The 19,452-nt window shown below is 66.9% G+C and carries 16 protein-coding genes and 2 rRNA genes; 16 read left to right on the top strand and 2 right to left on the bottom strand.

The window, feature by feature from the left end:
- Positions 1-201 precede the first annotated feature (201 nt).
- The 16 genes from E6K79_10350 (at position 202) to E6K79_10275 (ending at position 17,994) form a co-directional block, all read left to right on the top strand.
- Positions 202-3,234: a hypothetical protein gene (locus E6K79_10350; protein TMQ63294.1), complete on the top strand. Its 3,033-nt coding sequence runs from the start codon at positions 202-204 to the stop codon at positions 3,232-3,234.
- Positions 3,235-3,246: 12 nt separating this feature from the next.
- Entirely contained in the window at positions 3,247-4,503 is a 1,257-nt protein-coding gene (locus E6K79_10345; protein ID TMQ63293.1) for a hypothetical protein, read from the top strand.
- 46 nt (positions 4,504-4,549) lie between these two features.
- Entirely contained in the window at positions 4,550-7,657 is a 3,108-nt protein-coding gene (locus tag E6K79_10340) for a tetratricopeptide repeat protein (GenBank protein TMQ63292.1), read from the top strand.
- A 50-nt stretch (positions 7,658-7,707) separates the two neighbouring features.
- The gene (locus E6K79_10335; GenBank protein TMQ63291.1) at positions 7,708-8,358 is read left to right on the top strand and encodes a MotA/TolQ/ExbB proton channel family protein; all 651 of its coding nucleotides are present in this window, start codon (positions 7,708-7,710) and stop codon (positions 8,356-8,358) included.
- A gap of 9 nt (positions 8,359-8,367) precedes the next feature.
- Positions 8,368-8,775: a biopolymer transporter ExbD gene (locus E6K79_10330; protein ID TMQ63290.1), complete on the top strand. Its 408-nt coding sequence runs from the start codon at positions 8,368-8,370 to the stop codon at positions 8,773-8,775.
- Position 8,776: 1 nt separating this feature from the next.
- A complete protein-coding gene (locus E6K79_10325; protein TMQ63289.1) occupies positions 8,777-9,205 on the top strand; it encodes a biopolymer transporter ExbD in 429 nt (142 codons plus the stop codon).
- A complete protein-coding gene (locus tag E6K79_10320; protein TMQ63288.1) occupies positions 9,202-10,146 on the top strand; it encodes an energy transducer TonB in 945 nt (314 codons plus the stop codon). The genes E6K79_10325 and E6K79_10320 overlap by 4 nt, the downstream gene beginning before the upstream one ends.
- 12 nt (positions 10,147-10,158) lie before the next feature.
- Positions 10,159-11,334: a hypothetical protein gene (locus tag E6K79_10315; protein TMQ63287.1), complete on the top strand. Its 1,176-nt coding sequence runs from the start codon at positions 10,159-10,161 to the stop codon at positions 11,332-11,334.
- Positions 11,331-11,999, top strand: coding sequence for a CDP-alcohol phosphatidyltransferase family protein (locus tag E6K79_10310; protein TMQ63286.1), 669 nt, complete (start codon positions 11,331-11,333; stop codon positions 11,997-11,999). The genes E6K79_10315 and E6K79_10310 overlap by 4 nt, the downstream gene beginning before the upstream one ends.
- 21 nt (positions 12,000-12,020) lie before the next feature.
- Positions 12,021-13,616, top strand: coding sequence for a trehalose-6-phosphate synthase (locus E6K79_10305; protein ID TMQ63285.1), 1,596 nt, complete (start codon positions 12,021-12,023; stop codon positions 13,614-13,616).
- Entirely contained in the window at positions 13,538-14,407 is an 870-nt protein-coding gene (gene otsB, locus E6K79_10300) for a trehalose-phosphatase (protein ID TMQ63284.1), read from the top strand. The genes E6K79_10305 and otsB overlap by 79 nt, the downstream gene beginning before the upstream one ends.
- Positions 14,408-14,422: 15 nt before the next feature.
- Positions 14,423-15,130 (top strand): hypothetical protein, encoded by a 708-nt coding sequence (locus E6K79_10295; protein TMQ63283.1) that lies wholly within the window; start codon positions 14,423-14,425, stop codon positions 15,128-15,130.
- Entirely contained in the window at positions 15,127-15,879 is a 753-nt protein-coding gene (locus E6K79_10290; GenBank protein ID TMQ63282.1) for a hypothetical protein, read from the top strand. The genes E6K79_10295 and E6K79_10290 overlap by 4 nt, the downstream gene beginning before the upstream one ends.
- A 122-nt stretch (positions 15,880-16,001) precedes the next feature.
- On the top strand, positions 16,002-17,138 hold the full coding sequence (locus tag E6K79_10285) for a glycosyltransferase (protein TMQ63326.1): 1,137 nt from the start codon (positions 16,002-16,004) through the stop codon (positions 17,136-17,138).
- An 86-nt stretch (positions 17,139-17,224) separates the two neighbouring features.
- A complete protein-coding gene (locus E6K79_10280) occupies positions 17,225-17,776 on the top strand; it encodes an ester cyclase (protein TMQ63281.1) in 552 nt (183 codons plus the stop codon).
- The gene (locus E6K79_10275; GenBank protein ID TMQ63280.1) at positions 17,773-17,994 is read left to right on the top strand and encodes a (4Fe-4S)-binding protein; all 222 of its coding nucleotides are present in this window, start codon (positions 17,773-17,775) and stop codon (positions 17,992-17,994) included. Before E6K79_10280 ends, E6K79_10275 begins: the two co-directional genes overlap by 4 nt.
- A 989-nt stretch (positions 17,995-18,983) precedes the next feature.
- On the opposite strand, the gene rrf is transcribed toward E6K79_10275, so the two are convergent.
- A 5S ribosomal RNA gene (gene rrf / locus E6K79_10270) occupies positions 18,984-19,100 on the bottom strand.
- A 96-nt stretch (positions 19,101-19,196) separates the two neighbouring features.
- A 23S ribosomal RNA gene (locus tag E6K79_10265) occupies positions 19,197-19,452 on the bottom strand; the annotation flags it as partial.

Here is a 19,452-nt window from a genome sequence, read left to right as displayed (position 1 = left end):
ACTTGGGTTCCGTCACCGGGTTCGCGTGACCGGCCCGCACGCACCTCAAAGTGCAACTCGGCGCGGCACGCTGGCTGCACTTCCGCCGGGTGTCGGGCACGGGTCCGCCCAAGATGCGTCACAAGTTGGGGGTCGTGGCGGCCGTGCTCTGCAGCTTCATCCAAACACCATTCGCAACAAAACAGCAGTGGAGGTGACGCCGTGCGCCAGGTTCGTCCTGCAGCGTGGCTCGCAGTCGGGCTCGCGCTCCTTATAGGGATCGCTCAACCAAGAGCGGCCCTAGCAGGCCCGTACACCCGGCTCCAGGTGTTATTGCCGGGCGAGACCGCCGCGCCCGGAAGCGGGAGCGGCAAGACGGGTACGCCGCGCGCGCAGGTCGCGGGCATCCCGTTCGATATCACCGTGCGGGCGTGCGACGACACCTGGACCCTTGTCACCAGCATCTCGAACAGCATCCAGATCACGTCCTCCGACGCGAGCGCGACGCTTCCGTCGCCGGCACAGCTGGTCTCCGGGGCGCGGACGTTCACCGTGACCATGAACTCGGGCGGCAGCTTCAACGTTCTCGCGCACGATCAAACCGACAACACGATTCCGGACGGCACGTCGGCTCAGATGTTGGTTCAGGTTCTCGCGGGCTTCACCTTCGAGAGCATTTCCCAAAAGCACAAATACGCGGGCGTCGCAGACGCGACCACACTAACGGCGCGCGATCCCAATGGCGCCGTCGTCACCGGCTACACGGGACCGGCGGGCCTTAAGGAGATGACGAGCTTCGGTGAGGGGCGAATCTCCCCCGCGAGCGTGACGCTCACGAACGGAGTCTGGAACGGAAACGTCACGATGTACCGGGCCGACGAGACGAGTATCAACCGCGGCAACGTGAACAAGTACGCCTACGATCTGAGCAACCCGGCAAAGAACGGGTCGAGCGATCCGTTCATCGTGCACCCGGGAACGTTCTCGAAGGTCCAGATCGTCGTGCCGGGCGAGACGCCTCTCCCCGGAAGCGTGAGCGGTGTGACCGGCACGCCAGCGACCCAGGCGGTTGGGACAGCCTTCGTGGCGAGCGTCTATGCCACGGATGCCTATTGGAACCCGCTTCCGAGCGGTGACAACGTGAGGGTCGTCTCGAACACGGATCCGGCCGAGACCGTCTCACCCAGCTCTGGCGTGATGTCGAACGGGTTCCGCACCTTCACGGTCACGCTGAACACGGTTGGGACTCAGACCCTCACGGCGTCCGATCTAACGAACGGCTCGATCTCGGCGACGACGAGCGCGGGCATCCAGGTCATTCCGGCCGGGACGAACGGCTTCGCCTTCAATACGATCACGGGACCGCTCACGGCGGGCGTGCCGGTCACGATAACCATTCGCGCGGTCGACTCGGGCGGGAACACCGTCCCCACATATGCGGCCGACGCGGTGCTCCAGGCGAACACGGGCACCGGCAGCATCGCGCCCACCTTGGTCACGTTCTCCGCGGGTACATGGACCGGCCAGGTCACGCTGAAGGGCGCTGGGGGCTCCGTGGCGCTCACCTGCCTCGACTTTTCAGCGCCTCCGAAGATGGGAACGAGCAATACGTTCGTCGTCAATCCGGGCCCGCTCTATGGGCTACAGGTGATTCTGCCGGGGGAGACGGCGCTCGGAGGCACCGCGTCGGGCAAGAGCGGAACGCCGACCACCCAGTCCGCCGGAAACCCGTTCACGATGACGGTGCGCGCGGTAGACCAGTTCTGGAACTTGGTCCCGGGCGTGAACGATCGGATCGGGTTGGCCTCGACCGACTCGTTCGCCTGGATGCCGACGGATACGACCCTTGTAAACGGGCAGGTCTTGATCCCTACCCGCCTCCACAAGAGCGGGTATCAGACGATCACCGCCAGCGACATCGACAACGGCTCGATCCAGGCCAACACGTCGAGTCAGGTGCTCGTCGTCGGCGGCACATTCGCGCGGGTCCTGATTCTGGCGCCGGGCGAGTTTCCCGCTCCGGGCACCGCCAGCGGCCGCGGCGGCACCGCGACAGACCAGAATATCAACTATGCCTTCACCCTCACGGTGCTCGCAACCGACCAGTGGTGGAACCCGGTCACCAGTGTTAGCGGGAACCCGATTACCGACGTCGTCCGCGTCACGTCCGGCGACGCGCTCGCCCAGCTGCCGCCGGACGAGGCGATGGTCGACGGCCGCGCGGACATGGTGATTCGCCTCGCCGCGGGAGGGTTCCAGCAAATCAGCGTCTCCGACGTCACGAACCCGTCCAAGACGGGGAGCACGACGCAGGTGCGCGCCATCACGAGCGGATTCCACCTCGAGGCTTCGGTTTCACCCGCCTCCGCGCGGGCCGGCGATCTCTTCGCACTGACCGTGAAGGTGACGAACGACGCCGGGAGCGTGATCCAGGAGATCAACTCGTTCGTCACGATCCAGGTTCAGAACTCGTCGAACAGCGCTCCGGGACGGGGGACGCTCCTCACGACTCAGTTCCAGCTCCTGCAGGGCCAGCGCACGGTGAGCGAGACCTATTCGTTCGCCGAGCCCGTCGTCTTGATCGCGCATGACGACGCGGGAAACGCGCCGGCGACGAGCAACACCATCACGATCACGCCGGGCGCGCCGAGCGCGATCCGTCTGACTTCGAACCCGGCCTGGGTCGGGGGGAACAAGCACGCCACGTTGACGGCTCGCGTCGTCGACGCCTTCGAGAACGGGGTGCCTGATCGGCCGGTCACCTTCGGCCTCCTCTCCGGGACGGGCACCCTCACGGCGCGGGACGACTCCACGGACGCAAGCGGCAACGCGAGGGCCGACTTCTTGAGCCCTCGGAATCCGGAACGAGACACCATCCGGGCGTCGTCCGGCTCCTTGAGCCAGGATCTCGATCTCGAGGTCGCGTTTGTCGATCCCACGGCGGGCGGCGGCTACGTCACGAACTATCCGAATCCATTCCACGCGGGGAGCGAGGCCACGACGGTCGCGTACAAGCTCGACGACTTCGCGACCGTGACCCTCCGCGTCTACACCAACAGCGGCTCCCTGGTGCGCCGCGTGGTCTTTGATCGCGGCGCGCCGGGTGGGAGTCCCGGGCTCAACAACTGGAGCTGGGACGGCAGAAACGGCAGGGGCGAAGTGGTCGCGAGCGGCGGCTACGTCGTGTTGATCGAGGCGCAGGGCCAGGGTGAGACGTTACACGTGATCCGTCGCAAGGTCGCGGTCGTCCGCTAAAGGGGGACTCTGATGATTCGCATCGATGGGGTGACGAGAATCTGCATGGCGGCCTTCGTGGCGCTGATCTTGGGCGCGGCCCCCGCGGCCGCCGAGAACGAGACCGGCGGAGCTCCGGGCTCTTGGCTTTCCCAATACGTGACGGCGCGCACGATCGGATTGGGCGGCGCTTTCGTGGGGGTGGCCGACGAGGCCTCCGGCGTCGTGTGGAACCCGGCCGGGCTGGCCCAGCTCGTCCCGAACGAGCTTCGGTTCGAGACGGCGCGCCTCTTCGAGGACACCTCGATCAATGCGTTCAATTTCGCCGTACCCGGGAACAAGCTCCCGAGCTTCGGCCTGACCATCGTCTCGCTCACGTCCGGCAGCTTCGAGAAGACGAACGAGCTGAACGACCCGCTGGGCACGTTCAAAGAAGGCGAGACGGCCTACATCTTCTCCATGGCCAAGAGCGTGAATACCCGGCTCGCGATCGGGACAAACGTTAAGTTGGCGCGCCAGAGCGTCGAAGACTTCACCGGCACCGGTGTCGGGTTCGACCTGGGTGGAATCTTCTCCCTGACCCCCGCCATCAAGGTGGGTGCCTCGGTGCTCAACCTGGGCGGCCCGAACATCACCCTGCGCGATTCGAAGGAGACGTACCCAATCGAATTCCGGGCGGGATTCTCCGCGCAGGTGCTTCGCGGCCGTGGCCTCCTGACCGCCGAGGTCGACCAGTCGCAGGGCCCTGGCATCCGTTTCCGCTCCGGCACGGAATATTGGGTCCAGCCGTCGATCGGACTACGCATCGGGATGGACGATCAGGACCCGGCGGGCGGCCTCTCGTATCGATTCGCGGGCAGGTACCAGTTCGACTACGGCGTCATGGATCATCCGCTGGGCCTGACGCACCGGCTCGGCCTCACGTATCGCTTCGGCGGCTTCTTCGCGAGCGCGAAGGCCGAGCCCACCGTCTTCTCGCCGACCGGCGAAAAGGCGGTCACCAAGATCGATCTGAACGCGCGCACGAAGGGCGAGACCGAGAGCTGGACGCTGAATCTGGTGAACAAGTCGTCGCAAACGGTCCGCACGTTCGGCGGCAAGGGTGCCCCTCCGGCCCACCTCCTGTGGGACGGGAAGGATGAGACGGGTCTCCCTCTCCCCGACGGTGAGTACCACTACACGCTGACGGTAAAGGACATGGAAGGGCACGTGATCGACAGCCGCACGCGCATAGTCCAGATCTCGACGGGTGGCCCGCAGGGCGAAGTTCCGGTCATCCCGGTCGAGTAACCAGGGCAAGGACGGAGCCATGATCAAAATTTGCCGTAGCGCATGGGTGTTCTCCACCGCTCTCCTCGTCGGGGCGCTGATAGCCCCTCCCCCGTCGTACGCGGGTGACAAGCAGAAGGTGGAGGCAGACAAGAAGGGGGCTCCCGCGGAGCTCAAGGAGGCGGGGCTGGCCTTTGAGTCCGCCCGTCTCCTCTCGGCGGCGGATCGCGTCCCGGCCCTCGAGGGGTTGGGACAGACCGCGGCCTCCGTGCTCCGAGGCGACCTCACGCAAGAGGAGCAGGCGGCGGCCTCGGCCCTTTCGGCGCAGATCCGTTACGAGCTGAAGGACTATCGGGGCGCGGCCGACGAGTACCGCCGCGCCGCGGGCCGGATGGGCAATGGCCCCTTCGTGGACGACGCTGAGTTCGCTTCGATCCGCGCCATGGAGGAAGCGGGTCAGGACCGCGAGGCCGCCGGCGAGTGGGTCGCGTGGGAGAAGCGACATCCCCAGAGCGCGATGAGAGGCGAGGCGCGCCTGGCCCAGGCGTGGAACGCTCTGCGCCGCGGCGACACCGATATCGCGGCCAGACAGCTGGCCGCATTGACCCAGACGAATCCTTGGTATGAGCGCGACTCCCGCTTCGGCCTCGCCAAGGGCACCCTCCTCTATACGCAGGGGAAACCGATCGAAGCGCTCGCCGCTGTCGGACTCCGGACGCCGGGGCCCGCCGCCACCTATCTCCGCGGGCTCTGCTATAGGGGCCAGGGGTCGGTCCTCCAATCGGCCGCGTCGTTTCAGGAGGTCGCGGAGCGCTACCCCGACTCTCCCCTCCGCGATCCGGCGATGCTCGCCAAGGCGGACGCGTTCCTCGTCGCTCGCGACTACCGCAGCGCCTCCGAGGAATTCGCCCGCGTCGTGAAGAAGGCGCACGATCCGCGGGTCATCGGTGAAGCCGAGGTCCGCGGCGCCGGCTCCCTCTTCCTGGCGGGCGCCGCCGACTCCTCGCTCGCGATTCTCCGCGGCATCGTGCAGCGGTACCCGGACACCGACGTCGCCGCGCGGGCCCAGTTCCTCGTCGGCGAGGTGCTCCTGAGCCGCGGCCAGTACGCCGAGGCGATCGTCGAGATGAATCGCGTCCTGAGCCAGTACTTCCAGCACTCCGTCGCCGCGAGTGCCCAGTACCGCGTGGGGCGCTGCCTCGACGCGCTCGGCCGGAAGGGCGACGCGACCGGCACCTACCAGGCGGTCGTGTCGGGCTACCCGCTCGAGCCGGAGGCGCCGGCGGCCGCCTACCTCGCGGGCGTCGGTCTCCTCTCGCAGGGGAAGGCTCGCGCCGCGGCTCCCTACTTCCAGATCGTCCTGGACCGCTACGTGGCGCAAATGGACAAGCCGAACCTCGACATGTTCCGCTCGCCCGAGCGTCTCGAGCTTGTGGACGCGGCCCTCTGCCTGCTCCTCTACTCCTACCACCGGGCCGGAGATCTCGGGCAGCTCGCGGGCGCTCCCCACGTGCTGCTCGAGAAGATGCCGCCGAGCCGGTCGCCGTGGCGGGCCTATGCCCTTCTCATCGATGCCGACGCTTCGGCGTCGCAGGCCCGATACCCCGAGTCGCAGGCGACGTTGCAACGCCTGACGCATGACTTCCCGGACAATCCGATCGGGGCCAACGCGACGAAGCTCCTTGCTTGGACCTACGCGCGACAGGGACGCGACAGCCTGGCCATCGCGACCGAGGAGCGCCTCGTCGCCCGCTACGGCGGGAGCGCCAATCCCGACATCGTCTCGGCGGCTTACCTGGACATCGCGCACGACCGGTTCAACGAGAAGAACTACCGGGCGGCCGCCTTGGGCTATGAGGCCTTCCTCAAGCGGTTCCCGACGCACCCGCGCCGCCTCCTGGCCCACTACCAGGCCGGACTGGCGTACGTCCGGTTGAACCGGGCCGGGGACGCGGTCGACCACTGGGAAGCGATCGTCAAGGACAGCGCGAGCGCGCCGATCGCCGAGCGCGCGTGGGCCCGTGCCGGCGACCTCTACTTCCAGGCGCAGCGCTACGAGGAGGCCAAGCGGTGCTACCGCGGGCTGCTCGAGAACTTCGCCCAGACCGACGCGGCGGGGCTCGCGATGCTCCGGATGGGACAGTGCGAGTACAACGCCGGGTATGACGGGGCCGCGCTCCAGCGCTACTCCGAGGTCATCGCCCGATTCCCCGACACGCCATACGCCAAGGAGGCTCAACGGGGGTCCGAGCTGTCGCTCTACCGCCTGGGCCAGACCGCGAAGGGGACCGCGGAGCTGGCGAAGCTGGTCGAGCAGTATCCGACCGGATCGTTCGCGGGCGACGCCCTGTTCCAGATCGCGAAGAACGACTACCAGGCGAAGCGGTACGCCGCGGCCGCCGACGGGTTCCGACGCGTCGTGAGCCAGTTCCCCGGCTACTCGGCGGCGGATCAGGCCCAGTACCTCCTCGCCGACTCCTACGCGCACGCCGGCTCTCTGGAAGAGTCGCGGATGGCGTACGAACAGTTCCTGGCCTTCTTCCCGACCAGCGAGCTTCGCCCGACGGCGGAGTTCCAGCTCGGTCTCCAGCAGTTCCAGGCCAAGGACTACATGCGCGCCGCGGTCTCCTTCACGCAGGTCCTTGGCGAGAGCGCGAGCGTGGACGTTCGCTCGGCGTCTCGGTACAACCTGGCCCTCTGCCAGCGGCAGCTGGGACAGACCGATGAGGCCAAGGCGGCGCTCCTCCGCTATCGGGAGGAGCATCCGAACGACGCGCGCGCAGCCGACATCGCCTATCAGATCGGCGATCTCGAGGAGGCGGTCGGCAATCAGGCCACGGCGCTCGACGAGTTCCAGAAGGCCCTGGCTTCGCGGCCCTCGCCTGCCCTCGAACTGGAGCTCAACTACCGGGTGGGGCGCGGCCTGGAGGAGCAGGGGAACGTCGACGCGGCGCTCAAGGCGTACAACCGGGCGACCGCTTCCACCGATCTTAAGAACGCCTTCCGGCTCTCCGCGGTCGCGCGCTGCGCGGCGATCTACGAGGCGAAGAAGGACTACGTGCGGGCGATGTATGCGTATCGAGACATCGCGCAGAATTCGAAGGATAACGAGCTGGCCGCCGCGGCGAAAGGACGGGCTTCAGAGCTTGAATCGCGTGGGGTGAAGAAGCGGTAAGACGACCGACCGGCCGGGTATTACGGCCTGAGATCGAAAGGAGCAGGACGATGTTCGAGAACTTCGATTGGATCGGAGCGATGCGTACGAGCCCGGTGATGGTGATCATTCTGCTCTGCAGCGTGCTCACCCTTGGGTTCGCGATCGAGAGGGTCATCTATTTCTGGAATCGGCGCGGCAACCCGGATGGTGTGCTTGCCTCTGCGCTTGTCGCCCTGCGCTCCGGGAACAACGAGGAAGCCGCGCGCGTCTGCTCGAAGGAGGCCCATCCCGTGGGCGCCGTCGCCGCCGATGTCATCCGGGCCATGGACGAGAACCCCGAATCCGCGGAAGAGCGGATGCATATCGCTCTGAGCGAGCAGCGGCTCCAGATGGAGCGCAATCTCGGCTTCCTGGGAACGATGGGCAACACCGCCCCTCTGCTCGGTCTTCTCGGTACCGTCTGGGGGATCATGCGCGCGTTCCATGACATGGCCCGCACCGGCTCGGCCGGACCCTCGGTCGTCGCGGCGGGCGTGGCCGAGGCGCTCTTCACGACGGCGGCCGGACTTCTCGTCGCGGTGCCTGCCGTCATGATCTACAACCACTTCGTGCGCCGTATGGGGATCATGCTGACCGTGGCGGAGAACCACGCCCGGACGATCCGGATGAACGTCGGTGGCCGTCGGCAGTCCGTCCAGACCAAGGTCCGCGTCGCCTAGGAGGCTCCCATGCGTCGAACCCGAGTCCGTCATGAAGAGGGGATCTTCGAGCCGAACATGACCCCTCTGATCGACGTCTCTTTGGTGCTGGTTGTGATTCTGATGGTGGCGACGCCGCTCGCGTTTCAGTCGAGCATCGCGGTGCAGCGGGCCGCGCAGGCGGCGCGCAAAGCCGCGATCGTCGCGGACACGGAGCGGATCGAGATCACAATCGTCTCCCAGGAGACGGTGCTCGTGAACAAGAACCAGATCCCGCGCTCGAGCCTCGCGGCTCTCTTGAAGCCGCTCCTCGATGCGAGCCCGTCGAAGGTCGTCGTGGTCCGGTGCGCGGACGGCGTGACCCACGGGTCGTTCGTGAGCGTGCTGGACGACGCCAAGGCCTGTGGCGCCTCGCAGATCGCGGTCGTGGGAGGTTAACGTGCGACGAGGCCGAATTCCCGGATACCAGGTGATGATCACCAAGATCAACGTCACGCCGATCATCGACGTGGCGCTGGTGCTGGTCATCATCCTGTTGGTGACCGCGCCGCTTCTCTCGGTCGCCGATCTCCCGGTCGATCTGCCCCAGGCCCGCAGTCGTGAAGCGGAGGACGAGCGGAACGTGAGCATCACGCTCTCGACGGCCGGCGCGATCGCGATCGACGAGGACATCGTTTCGGCCGATGAGCTGGGCCCGGCGCTTCAGGCCCGGCTGGCCAAGAGCGGAAACGAGGGCGTCCTCGTGGTCGTGCGGGCGGACGCAGGCGCGCCCTACTCGGCCGTTCACCACCTCCTCGAGGTAGCCCGCGCCGCGGGAGCCACGCGGCTCGCCATCGCGACCCGCCAGAGAACGGAGGCGAAACCTTGACCGTCGCGACCGTTCGACTCGACAACTACGGGGCCCGCCGCCGGACGCTGTGGACGATGACGACGAGCTTCGTGCTCCACGTGCTCTTGCTCCTGTGGATCATGACGCTCAAGAGCGCCGTCGCCGACCTGCCTTTGGTCACCGAGATCACGCTCTTGGAGCCGGGCGATCTGCAGGCGGCTGCCCCGTCGGCGCCCGCGCCGACTCCGGCAGCGCCGGGGCAGGTAACCACCCGCGGGATGACGACGAAGAGTTCCGAGGACACCCACTTCCGTCGGGTGGCCGATCGCGGGGACATCTCACTCGATCCGCAGTCCGACGTGACCTTGATGGACCGGATGGCCTCACGCCTCGCGGCGCTCCAGAATCAGTCGCGACCGAGCACCGTCGGAAGCGTGTCCGCCTCGACGCCGACCTCCCTGTTCGGGACGAGCCCGGCGACCGTGGCCGGACCCGGGACGGGATCCGCGGCCGTCAGCCTGACACGAGGTGGCGCGGGAGGCGGAACCGCGCTCGATCTCTCTCGCGGTACCACCGCCGGCGCGCCGGCCGCGCTCGCGCCCGCCGGGCTCCCGGCCGGCAAGTCGGAGGCGGACGCACCCGCCAAGGCGGGAGAGTCGACGGCGCAGCGGACGGTCGCGGGCGCCTCCTTGATGGGTCCCGTCGCGGACCGGCCCGTGCTTTTCCACTCGCTGCCTGTCTACCCCGATTGGGCGAAGCGCGAAGCGGTGGAGGGCTCCGTCACCATCTACTTCGTGGTTCGGCCGAACGGCAGCGTGAAAGAGAACGTCATGATCCAGAAGACCGCCGGCTTCGGAGACTTCGACGAGAATGCCCGCGTGGCACTCCGCGGATGGCGATTCGAGCCCTTGAGGGACGGACGGACCGGAGAGCAGTGGGGAACGATCACGTTCCACTTCCGGCTCCGCGAAGCAGGCTAAAGGAGGAGTCCGATGCGTTCTCATCCATGCATTGACGCGCGCGCGGCCCGGGCTCTTCCGTGGCTCGCGGCGGTGGTCGCGGTCTCGCTGCTCGGAGTTTCGGGCGCCGTCGCGGGCGAGCGGCCGCCGGTCTCCGCGGCCGCGGTGAAGCAGGCGACCGAGCCACCCTCGCAGCAGAAGGCGGATGCGGCGCCGGCCCCCTCGTCTCAGGCGGCGCCCGACAGCGGGATGACGCTTCGAGGCGGCCAGGAGCGGACCGACTTCAGGACGATGACCGTCGAGGGCGAAGACCGCGTGCACCTCGAGATCGATCGGCCGACCCTCACGCTCGACCTCGATCCCGAGAAGGTCGGCGGCCTTGAATCGGGAACCGCGAGCGACGTCTTGAACCGGGTGCCTCCGGACCTCATGACCGGATTTCTCGGAACCTCGGCACATATCCCGTCGCCCTATCTGGCGCACCCATGGCTCAGCCAGTTCGCCACGGGTCCCATAGCGCGATTCGAGCCCAACGTGAAGGACGTCGAGCGGTGGAAGCTCATGGTGGCCGACTCGAAGGGTCAAACCGTCACCACGTTCCACGGCAAGGGCGATCCGCCCAAGGAGATCGCGTGGGACGGTCGGTCGCAGGACGGCACGCCCGTCACGCCGGGCCTCACCTACTCGTACATCTTCGAGGCTTACGACAAGGCCGGGAACAAGCGCAACTTCGTGGGCCAGGGCTTCCGCGTGTCGGCCTACCGGCTCGATTCTCCGGACGGCCCCGTCCTCGTCTTCTCGGGCCAGAGCGTCCTTGCCGCCATGAAATCGGCCCGCTCGTTCGGCCTGGGCGCGGACGGGGCGTCGAAAGCCGTTCCGCCTGTGATCCTCGAGGCCGCCGGCTGGCTCAACGCCTCATCGCGCCTGACACAGCCGGTCCGCGTCACGGCGACCGCACGGACGTACGAGCAGGCGAGCTTGCTCGCGGGACGCGTGAACGCGGCGCTCGTCGAGATCGCGCTCGGCGACCCGGCGCGGATCCAGGCCGTGACTGAGGTCGTGTCGGACGCGCCCGACGGCGGGACGGTCCGCATCGGGCCGCCGTCCAGTGGACCGGTACCCACCGGCGCGTCATCCGGCAACCCGCCGCCCGCCGGCGCACCGCCCTTGAATTCCCGCGACAGCAGGAGTAACTCTAAGGCTCGGTGACCGAGCCTGAGCGGCAATCCACCTTCATCACGACCCGGTTCGAACGATGGGCGCTGCCGCGACTCGCGGCCGCCCTCCCGCGTTGGGTCCTCCCGGACCACCTCACCGCGCTCGGAGTCCTCGGCGCGACCGTCATCGCGGCGGGTTACGGCCTCTCGAACAGAAATCCGCACTGGCTCTGGCTCGCGAACGCGGGGCTCTTGGTCCACTGGTTCGGCGACAGCCTCGACGGCACCGTCGCGCGCTTCCGGAAAATCGAGCGTCCCCGCTACGGCTTCTATCTCGACCACTTGACGGACGCCTACTCGACCCTCGTCATCGGGCTCGGCCTCGGGTTCTCGCCCTACATGCTGCTCGCGGTCGGCCTCGCCATGGTGATCGCTTACCTCGTGCTCTCGATCAACGTCTACCTCGAGACGCACGTATTCGGCAAGTTCCGATTCGGGTACGGCGTGATGGGACCCACGGAGGCGCGAATCATCCTGGTCGGCCTGAACCTGCTCGCCTTGACCGTCGGCCCGCTGCCGTTCCACCTGATCGGCCGTGGGGTCACGGTCTTCGACGTCCTGGGGAGCGCGGCCGCGCTCTCGATGGCGGGGATGCTGATGCGGCGAGTCGTTCGAAACCTGAGGCAGCTGAGCCAGGACGAGCCGCAGCGGCGCTAGCGAATCGGTTACACTGCCCCCATGCCGGCCCCGCGAGGTCGAATTCACGAAAAGCTGGTGCGCGCGGCGGGCCGCGCCGCGGCGAAGGAAACCCATCGGCGCGACCTGGCTCGCCAGACCACGCCCGAGCAGCTCGGGCGGAGCGTCCGCGAGTACCTGGGCGCCACGCGCATCATCATCGCTTCGAAGAGCGAGCCGTACCAGCACGTCCGCCGCAACGGAACGATCGAATCGCTTCGCAGCCCCGGCGGGCTCGCCTCGGCCCTCGACTCGGTGGCGCGGGCGACCGGCGCCGTCTGGGTCGCTCAAGCTTCCGGCGACGCCGACCGCGAGGTGGTGGACGACCACGGCCGCGTCAAGATGCCGCCGGGCCAGGAGCGGTACACGCTCCAGCGGCTCTGGATCGAGGACGAGGAGCGCGCGGAGGGCTTCAATCGCTTCGCGAACGGGTGCCTCTGGCCTCTCTGCCACGTCGTCTACGTGCGCCCGATCTTCGTCGCCTCGCAGTGGCGCGCCTACCAGGAGGTCAATCGCCAGTTCGCCGAATCGATCATCGAGGCGGCGGGCGACGAGCCCGCGCTTGTGCTCTTACAGGACTATCACCTGGCGCTCGTCGCCTCCGAGCTGCGCGAGCGCCGCCCCGATCTCACGACCGTGCTGTTCTGGCATATTCCCTGGCCCAACCCGGAGGTCTTCCGCATCCTCCCGTGGAAGCGCGAGATCCTCGAGGGGCTCCTCGCGTGCGACCTCCTCGGATTTCACATTCGATTCCACGGGATGAACTTCATCGACACCGTCTCGCAGGAGCTGGAAGCCCTGGTCGACCGCGAGCGGATCGCGGTCCGGCGCGCGGGACAACGCACGTACGTTCGCGACTACCCGATCAGCCCCGATGTCGCGGAGATTTCCCTCACGGCCGCGACCTCATCGACCGAGATCGCGGTGCGTCGCATCCGCGAGCGGCTTGGCCTCGGCAACGCGCGCGTCATTCTCGGGGTCGACCGGCTCGACTACACGAAGGGGATCCCGGAGCGCCTGGATGCCTACGAGCGGATGCTCGACGCTCACCCCGAGCTGCGCGACAAGGTCGTGATGGTCCTGGTCGCGGTCCCGAGCCGCGTCGACCTTCCGGAATATCAGGCCGTGGGGCGCGCGGTGGCGGAGCGGGTGGAACGCTTGAACCAGCGTTTCGGCTCGGGCGACCGGCGGTCCGTCCACCTCATCACCGAGAACCTCGATTTCAAGGATCTGATTCCCTACTACGTCCTCGCCGACGTCATGGCGGTCACGTCCCTCCACGACGGGATGAACCTCGTCTCCAAGGAATACGTCGCGGCCAAGGTGAACGAGGACGGCGTGCTGATCCTGAGTCCGTACACCGGAGCCTCGCGCGAGCTCGAGCACGCGATTCAGGTGAGCCCCTACGATACCGAGCTCCTGGCCATCGCGCTCTACCGCGCTCTCGCGATGCCGCCGGAGGAGCGCACGCGGCGGATGCGGACCCTGCGCGACGTGGTGGCGTCTCAAAACATCTATGATTGGGCGCGCAGGCTGCTCCGCGACGTCCGCCGGCTCCACCTGCTCCCCGGCACGCGCCGCCCGACCGTAAGGCGGTGACAAAGGGCTCGCGATCGCTCTTCTCGGCTCCGGCCCGCGCGAGGGCCCGGTCGATCTTGGGGCGACGCGGCACCCGGGTGCTCCTCGCGCTCGACGTCGACGGAACGATCGCTCCCATCGTCGCGAAGCTCGGGCGGGCGCGCGTTCCCGCGGCGACGCTCCGCGTGCTGGATCGGCTCGCGCGGATGCGCGGCGTCACGGTGGCGGTGGTCAGCGCGCGGAGCCGGCGCGTGCTGGGGCGGCTCGTACCCGTGCCGCGCGCCCGATTTGCCGCGCTCTATGGGCTCGAGGGCGTGGTCGCGCCGGCGGCCTCGATTCGGAAACGCTTGCGGCGCGGGGCGAGGCGGATCGCGGCGCTCGTGGAGCCCGTCGCGGAGGCGTTCCAGGGGAGCGTCTTGGAGCGAAAGAGCATGACGGTCGCCCTCCACGATCGTGGCGTGGCGGCCGGCCGGTTCCCCGCCCTCCGGCGCGCGCTTCGACGCGCCGCCACGGCGGCACGGCCGCTTGGCTTCGAGCCCGCGCGCGGACATCGCGTGACCGAGTTCGTGCCGAGGGGGTACGATAAGGGACGCGCCCTGGCCATGTTGCGGCGGCGGTATACGCCGGACGTCGTACTCTATTTCGGGGACGCCGACTCCGACGAGCCCGCGTTCGCTGTCCTTCGCGGGAACGACTTTGCTGTCCGCGTTGGTCCCGGCCGCACGCGCGCGCGGTATCGCGTGCGTGGGCCGGCTGAAGTTGTGAGATTCTTGCGTTCGCTCATTTCGCTCCGTTCGGGATTGGACCCGTAGCCAGGAGGTGCCGTGATGGAATGGAGCTCGTTCCTTTCGCCGTTCATCCCGCCTGATCTCGGCGCGCAGCTTCAGGAGACGCTGTTCGCGGTGACCGGAGCGCTGACCTTGATCCTGATCGCCGGAGCGATCGCGCTCGTGGGCTGGCTCCTGGCCGTGCTCCTTTCCCGGGCGGCGCAATCGCTGCTCTCGATGACGGGCCTCGACGGACCGGCCAAACGCCTGGCCGCCGACTCGGGAATTCGCCCCGAGCTTCTGCCGAGTCGCCTCGTGGGATTCTCCGTCTTCTGGCTCACGATCCTCGGCACGGCGATCGTCGCGCTCCGTGTGCTGGGTCTCGACCTCGTGCCCTCGATCGTCATCCGGCTTCAGGATGTCGTGCCGCGCATCCTGACCTCGGGCCTCGTGCTCTTGCTCGGAATTCCGCTCGCCCTCACGGCGAGCCGCCTCTTGACCGCGCTTCTCCTCCAGTCCGGCGTTCGGCCGAGCCGAATCCGCGCCCAGGGCGTCGCGGCGCTCCTCGTCGCGTTCACGGTCTTGATCGCCCTCGACCAGCTGGGCCTCGCCGCGCACTTGGTCCTCGCGGTTGCGATCGCGATCGTCGCGGCCGCCGGCCTCGCGCTGGCGCTCGCCTTTGGTCTCGGGTGCCGCGATCTCGCCCGCGATCTCATCGTGGAATACCTGCGCGCCTCCGACGAGGGGCGCACGCCCGACCGGACGTGAGCGAAAGCTTCCGGTTCTTCACAGCGGCCCCGCTCGAGTCGCCGGCGGGCAACGTCGCCTCCGACCTGGAATCGCTCAAGGCCGGCATCGCGACCGTTGCGCCCGAGTCGATCTACCACCACGTGACCCGGATGCCGGTGCGCTTTCCCCACGTGCGCGACCTCCCCGAGAACGACTTCGCGCGGTGGGTCGGCGACGCGCTCCAGCTTCCGGAGGTCAGCGAACGGCTCGCGTTCGCGGGCACACTGCCCGCGGGTTCGCTCGAAGAGGTGCGCGCCGCGCTCCTCGCGGTTCTAGACCGCGTCCCGGAGCGCGACCGCCGTCGGTCGGCCTCCGAGGGCGCCTCCTTCCAGTTCCTCGAGGCCCGGACCGTGCTTGCGGATCTCGGGATCGAGGCCGCCGATCCCACCCAGGTCGTGGAGGTGTGGCCCCGGTTGGATGACGGCGCGGTCTTTCTCCACCTCGTGGAGGCACCGGTGTTCGGCCGGTCCGAGTACGCGCTGATCCCGTGGCTTCGGGCGCGCGGCGCCCGAGGGCTCGCCGACTCCGCCGCGAAGGCGGTCGCGGGAAGCCCGCCCATCGCGCGGCTCCATCGCGACGTCGGCACGAGATGGCGGCGCTCGATGATCGGCCGCCGTCTGGTCGATCGGATTGAGGCGGCGGACGAGGTACGGGTTCGCGAGGCCCGGGAAACCATGACGCGGCTCGCGGAGAAGCTCAAGGGCGCGGATACCGGAGGGAGAAAGTGACCGCCACGCCCGAAACGCTGGCCCCGGCCGGAGCGGCCCCGGCGAGGACCGGCTGGCTCGAGCGCTACGAGCGGATCGTCGGACCCGAGACGCTCCGGGCACTCCAAGCGTTGGCGCGCAAGATGAGGGGTCACCGGATCGTCATGGTCAACACGACCAAGACGGGTGGCGGCGTGGCCGAGATCCTCCACCGCGTCGTCGTGATCCTGAACGAGCTGGGCATTCCGACGACCTGGGAAGTCATGGAGGGCGACGCGCGCTTCTTCGGGGTGACGAAGCGGATGCACAACGCGCTCCATGGGCACGTCGTGCCGCTCACCGAGGAGGACCGCGAGATCTACCGCGAGCGCACCCGAATCGAGGCGAAGCGGCTCGCGCTGGACGGCGATCTGATCATGATCCACGACCCACAGCCGGCGGCGTTGATCGAGCTTTGCCGGCGCTCGGGACAAAATTGGATCTGGCGCTGCCACATAGACTTATCGCGCCGCGACGAGGCTTACTGGGAGTTCATCCGACCGATGGTGGAGCAGTACGACGCTGCGATCTTCTCCCACGTCCAGTTCGTGCCGCCGCTCCGGGTTCCCGCGATCCTCGTGCCGCCCTCGATCGACCCGTTTGCCGAGAAGAATCGGGAGATGGAGGAGGAAGAGATCGAGTCGAATCTCGCTCGCCTTGGGATCGAGCCCCACGGTCCGTGGGTCACCCAGATTTCCCGTTTCGATCGGATCAAGGATCCGCTCGGCGTTCTCGAGGCATTCCGTCTGGTCCGCGCGCGCAGGCCGGCGAAGTTGTTGCTCGCCGGCGGCGGCGCCAGCGACGACCCCGAGGGCGCGGAGGTGCTGGCCGAGGTGAGGGAGAAGGCGAAGGGTGTGCCCGACGTGGAAATCTTGGAGCTGCCGCCACAATCCGACCTCGAGATCAATGCGCTCCAGCGGATGTCGACGGTGGTCCTGCAGAAATCGTTGCGCGAGGGCTTCGCCTTGACCGTTTCCGAAGCGCTTTGGAAGCGGCGCGCGGTCGTGGCGAGCGCCGTCGGCGGCATTCCGCTTCAGGTGCTCGATGAGCGGACCGGGCTCCTAGTCCGTTCCATCGAGGGAACCGCGTTCCAGACGGTGCGCCTGCTCGACAACCCGGAATTGCGCCGGGATCTGGGCGCGGAGGGCCGCATCCACGTGCGCGACAATTTTCTTCACACACGGGAAGTACGAGACTATCTCGCCGTATTCGCGAGGGTGGTGGGCAAAGGTCCGGTGTAGACTTTGGCTCGGGCGGGGCGCGTGTTCTTCGGCGCGGCGCGGATGCCCTACGCCCTTGGCCGCCGATTCAGCGAAGGAGATCGCCTATGTCATTCCGGGTCGTCGCAGCTCAATTCGCCGCGGCTCTAGCCCTCGCGGCAATCCTCGTATCCGCATCGTGCGGGCCTACCGCCGATCCAAAACTGGCGAAATACGAAGCCGATGAGCGGGCCGTCCAGGCCCACCTTGCCACGTTCGACGAGCTGGATTTCGATGTCTTTACGCACCAGAAATGGGACCGGTTGCCTGAAAGCCACTCCAAGGACATCATCGTGCACTGGCCTGACGGACGCCAAACCAAGGGCCTCGAGGCGCACATCGAGGATCTGAAGGGGATTTTCATCCACGCGCCCGACACCCGGATCCAGGTCCATCCGGTGAAATTCGGCTCCGGCGACTGGACGAGCGTGACCGGCATCATGGAAGGGACCTTCACGAAGCCCATGCCGATCGGCAACGGAAAGTCGCTTCCCCCGTCCGGCAAGCGATTCACGATCGCGATGTGCACCGTCGGGCACTGGAAGGACGGTGTGATGGACGAGGAATACCTGTTCTGGGACAACTTGACCTACATGAAACAGCTCGGACTGCTTAAATGAAGACGCCTATCCAGGAGTACAAGACCGACGAGATCATCGTCCGCTTCGATCCGAGGATTTGTATCCACTCGGGAGTCTGCGTGATGGGATTGAGGGCGGTATTCGACGTCGAGAAGCGCCCGTGGGTGAACGTCGAGGGCGCTTCCGCCGAGGCGATCGCCGAGCAGATCAAGCGCTGCCCGTCGGGCGCGCTGAGCTTCGAGCTTCGGAAGAAGTAACCTGTGCGCGAAACCTGCCGAGCCCTCCTGTTTGCGTCGTTCATTCTTTGTGGCGGGCTAGGCGTCGCGGCACCGGACCTCTCTCGCAGAGGCCAGCTTCTGAATGTAGGAGACTTCTACGCGGCAGATGCTGATCCGAAGTCGGGGGAAACCTGGTACGCCCTGGCCTCCGATTCTGCAGATTACGCTCTCCATGTGGGACGAATTAGTGTCGACTCGAAGATAGTTCCCGGTCTGACCAGTCGTACCAATGCGGTGAGGCAACTCAAGGTAGAGATCGATACCCCAGGGAAAGCCCTGATTCTGGTGCGCGGCATTCCAGGCCTGCGGGAGGGACACTTGCGCACTGACGCTGGTGCCTACACGGTGGTGCGCCCAGGAACGACGCGAGCCCTTGGTAACTACGGGGACGAACGAATCTGGCTGGAGGCCTCGAGCCGACCATTCAACAAGGGCAAGGGATTTGGACGAGGCTGGACTCGCTACTCTCTCAAGATGAAGAGCAGCTCCGGGAAGCCGCCGCAGCAAATCGCGCAGATAGAGTGCTACCCAGGTGGCCCAAATCCGAGTGTCATGTGGGCAGGGGATCTAGATCGAGATGGGGCACCTGACTTACTCATGGATCTCAATGTTGGTGAGACGGGGGCGTCGGATCTCGCTCTATTTCTCTCCTCGGCCGCAAGGGGTACTGAACGGCTTCGCTGCGTCGCAAAGCTCCACAAGCTGGGTTGTTAAGCGGCCGACAAGATCAGGCACCGCTGCCCCCGCGCTACTGACCCCCGTTAACAAGAGGAATCCGCATCCCAAGCTCCATGAAGACCGGGGGGGCGAGGTCGGCGCAGTCTCTAAGCCGAGATAGACGTTTCCGATCGTGCTGCTCGACTGCTTCACTTCAATGGGTTCCCGGGTCGATACTTCGATGTATCCGCACGGTACTCGCGCGGACAAAAGAAAAGGCCCCTCGGTTTCCCGAGGGGCCTTCGATTTACTCCCGGCGGCGACCTACTCTCCCACACGGTCTCCCGTGCAGTACCATCGGCGCTGGAGGGCTTAACTTCTCTGTTCGGAATGGGAAGAGGTGTTTCCCCTCCGCCGTAGCCACCGGAAAGTACCTGCCGGCGCGCGCCACCTTCGGCGCAACGCCCGATTCAAAACAACTGATTCGGGTCGACGGTTAGCGAACCATCTGACATCTGAAAGTCCGATCAAGCCGCACGGACTATTAGTACCGGTCGGCTGAACACATTGCTGTGCTTACACCTCCGGCCTATCAACCTCGTCATCTCCGAGGGTCCTTTAGCCAGCTTATGCTGGGGGATATCTTATCTTGGGGCGAGTTTCGCGCTTAGATGCTTTCAGCGCTTATCTCATCCGGACATAGCTACCCGGCAATACCGTTGGCACGATAACCGGTACACTAGAGGTCCGTCCGACCCGGTCCTCTCGTACTAGGGCCAG

It is taken from the genome of Candidatus Eisenbacteria bacterium (assembly GCA_005893305.1).
Classification (GTDB): Bacteria; Eisenbacteria; RBG-16-71-46; order SZUA-252; family SZUA-252; genus WS-9.
The sequence above is the reverse complement of the archived record's forward strand: the minus strand, read 5'-3'. Positions and strand labels throughout refer to the sequence as shown.

Bases quoted from the DNA above. Each gene is read 5' to 3' on its own strand.
- E6K79_10345 (TMQ63293.1), top strand. From the start codon at position 3,247: ATGATTCGCATCGATGGGGTGACGAGAATCTGCATGGCGGCCTTCGTG.
- E6K79_10335 (TMQ63291.1), top strand. From the start codon at position 7,708: ATGTTCGAGAACTTCGATTGGATCGGAGCGATGCGTACGAGCCCGGTG.
- E6K79_10330 (TMQ63290.1), top strand. From the start codon at position 8,368: ATGCGTCGAACCCGAGTCCGTCATGAAGAGGGGATCTTCGAGCCGAAC.
- E6K79_10315 (TMQ63287.1), top strand. From the start codon at position 10,159: ATGCGTTCTCATCCATGCATTGACGCGCGCGCGGCCCGGGCTCTTCCG.
- E6K79_10305 (TMQ63285.1), top strand. From the start codon at position 12,021: ATGCCGGCCCCGCGAGGTCGAATTCACGAAAAGCTGGTGCGCGCGGCG.
- E6K79_10295 (TMQ63283.1), top strand. From the start codon at position 14,423: ATGGAATGGAGCTCGTTCCTTTCGCCGTTCATCCCGCCTGATCTCGGC.
- E6K79_10285 (TMQ63326.1), top strand. From the start codon at position 16,002: ATGAGGGGTCACCGGATCGTCATGGTCAACACGACCAAGACGGGTGGC.
- E6K79_10280 (TMQ63281.1), top strand. From the start codon at position 17,225: ATGTCATTCCGGGTCGTCGCAGCTCAATTCGCCGCGGCTCTAGCCCTC.
- E6K79_10275 (TMQ63280.1), top strand. From the start codon at position 17,773: ATGAAGACGCCTATCCAGGAGTACAAGACCGACGAGATCATCGTCCGC.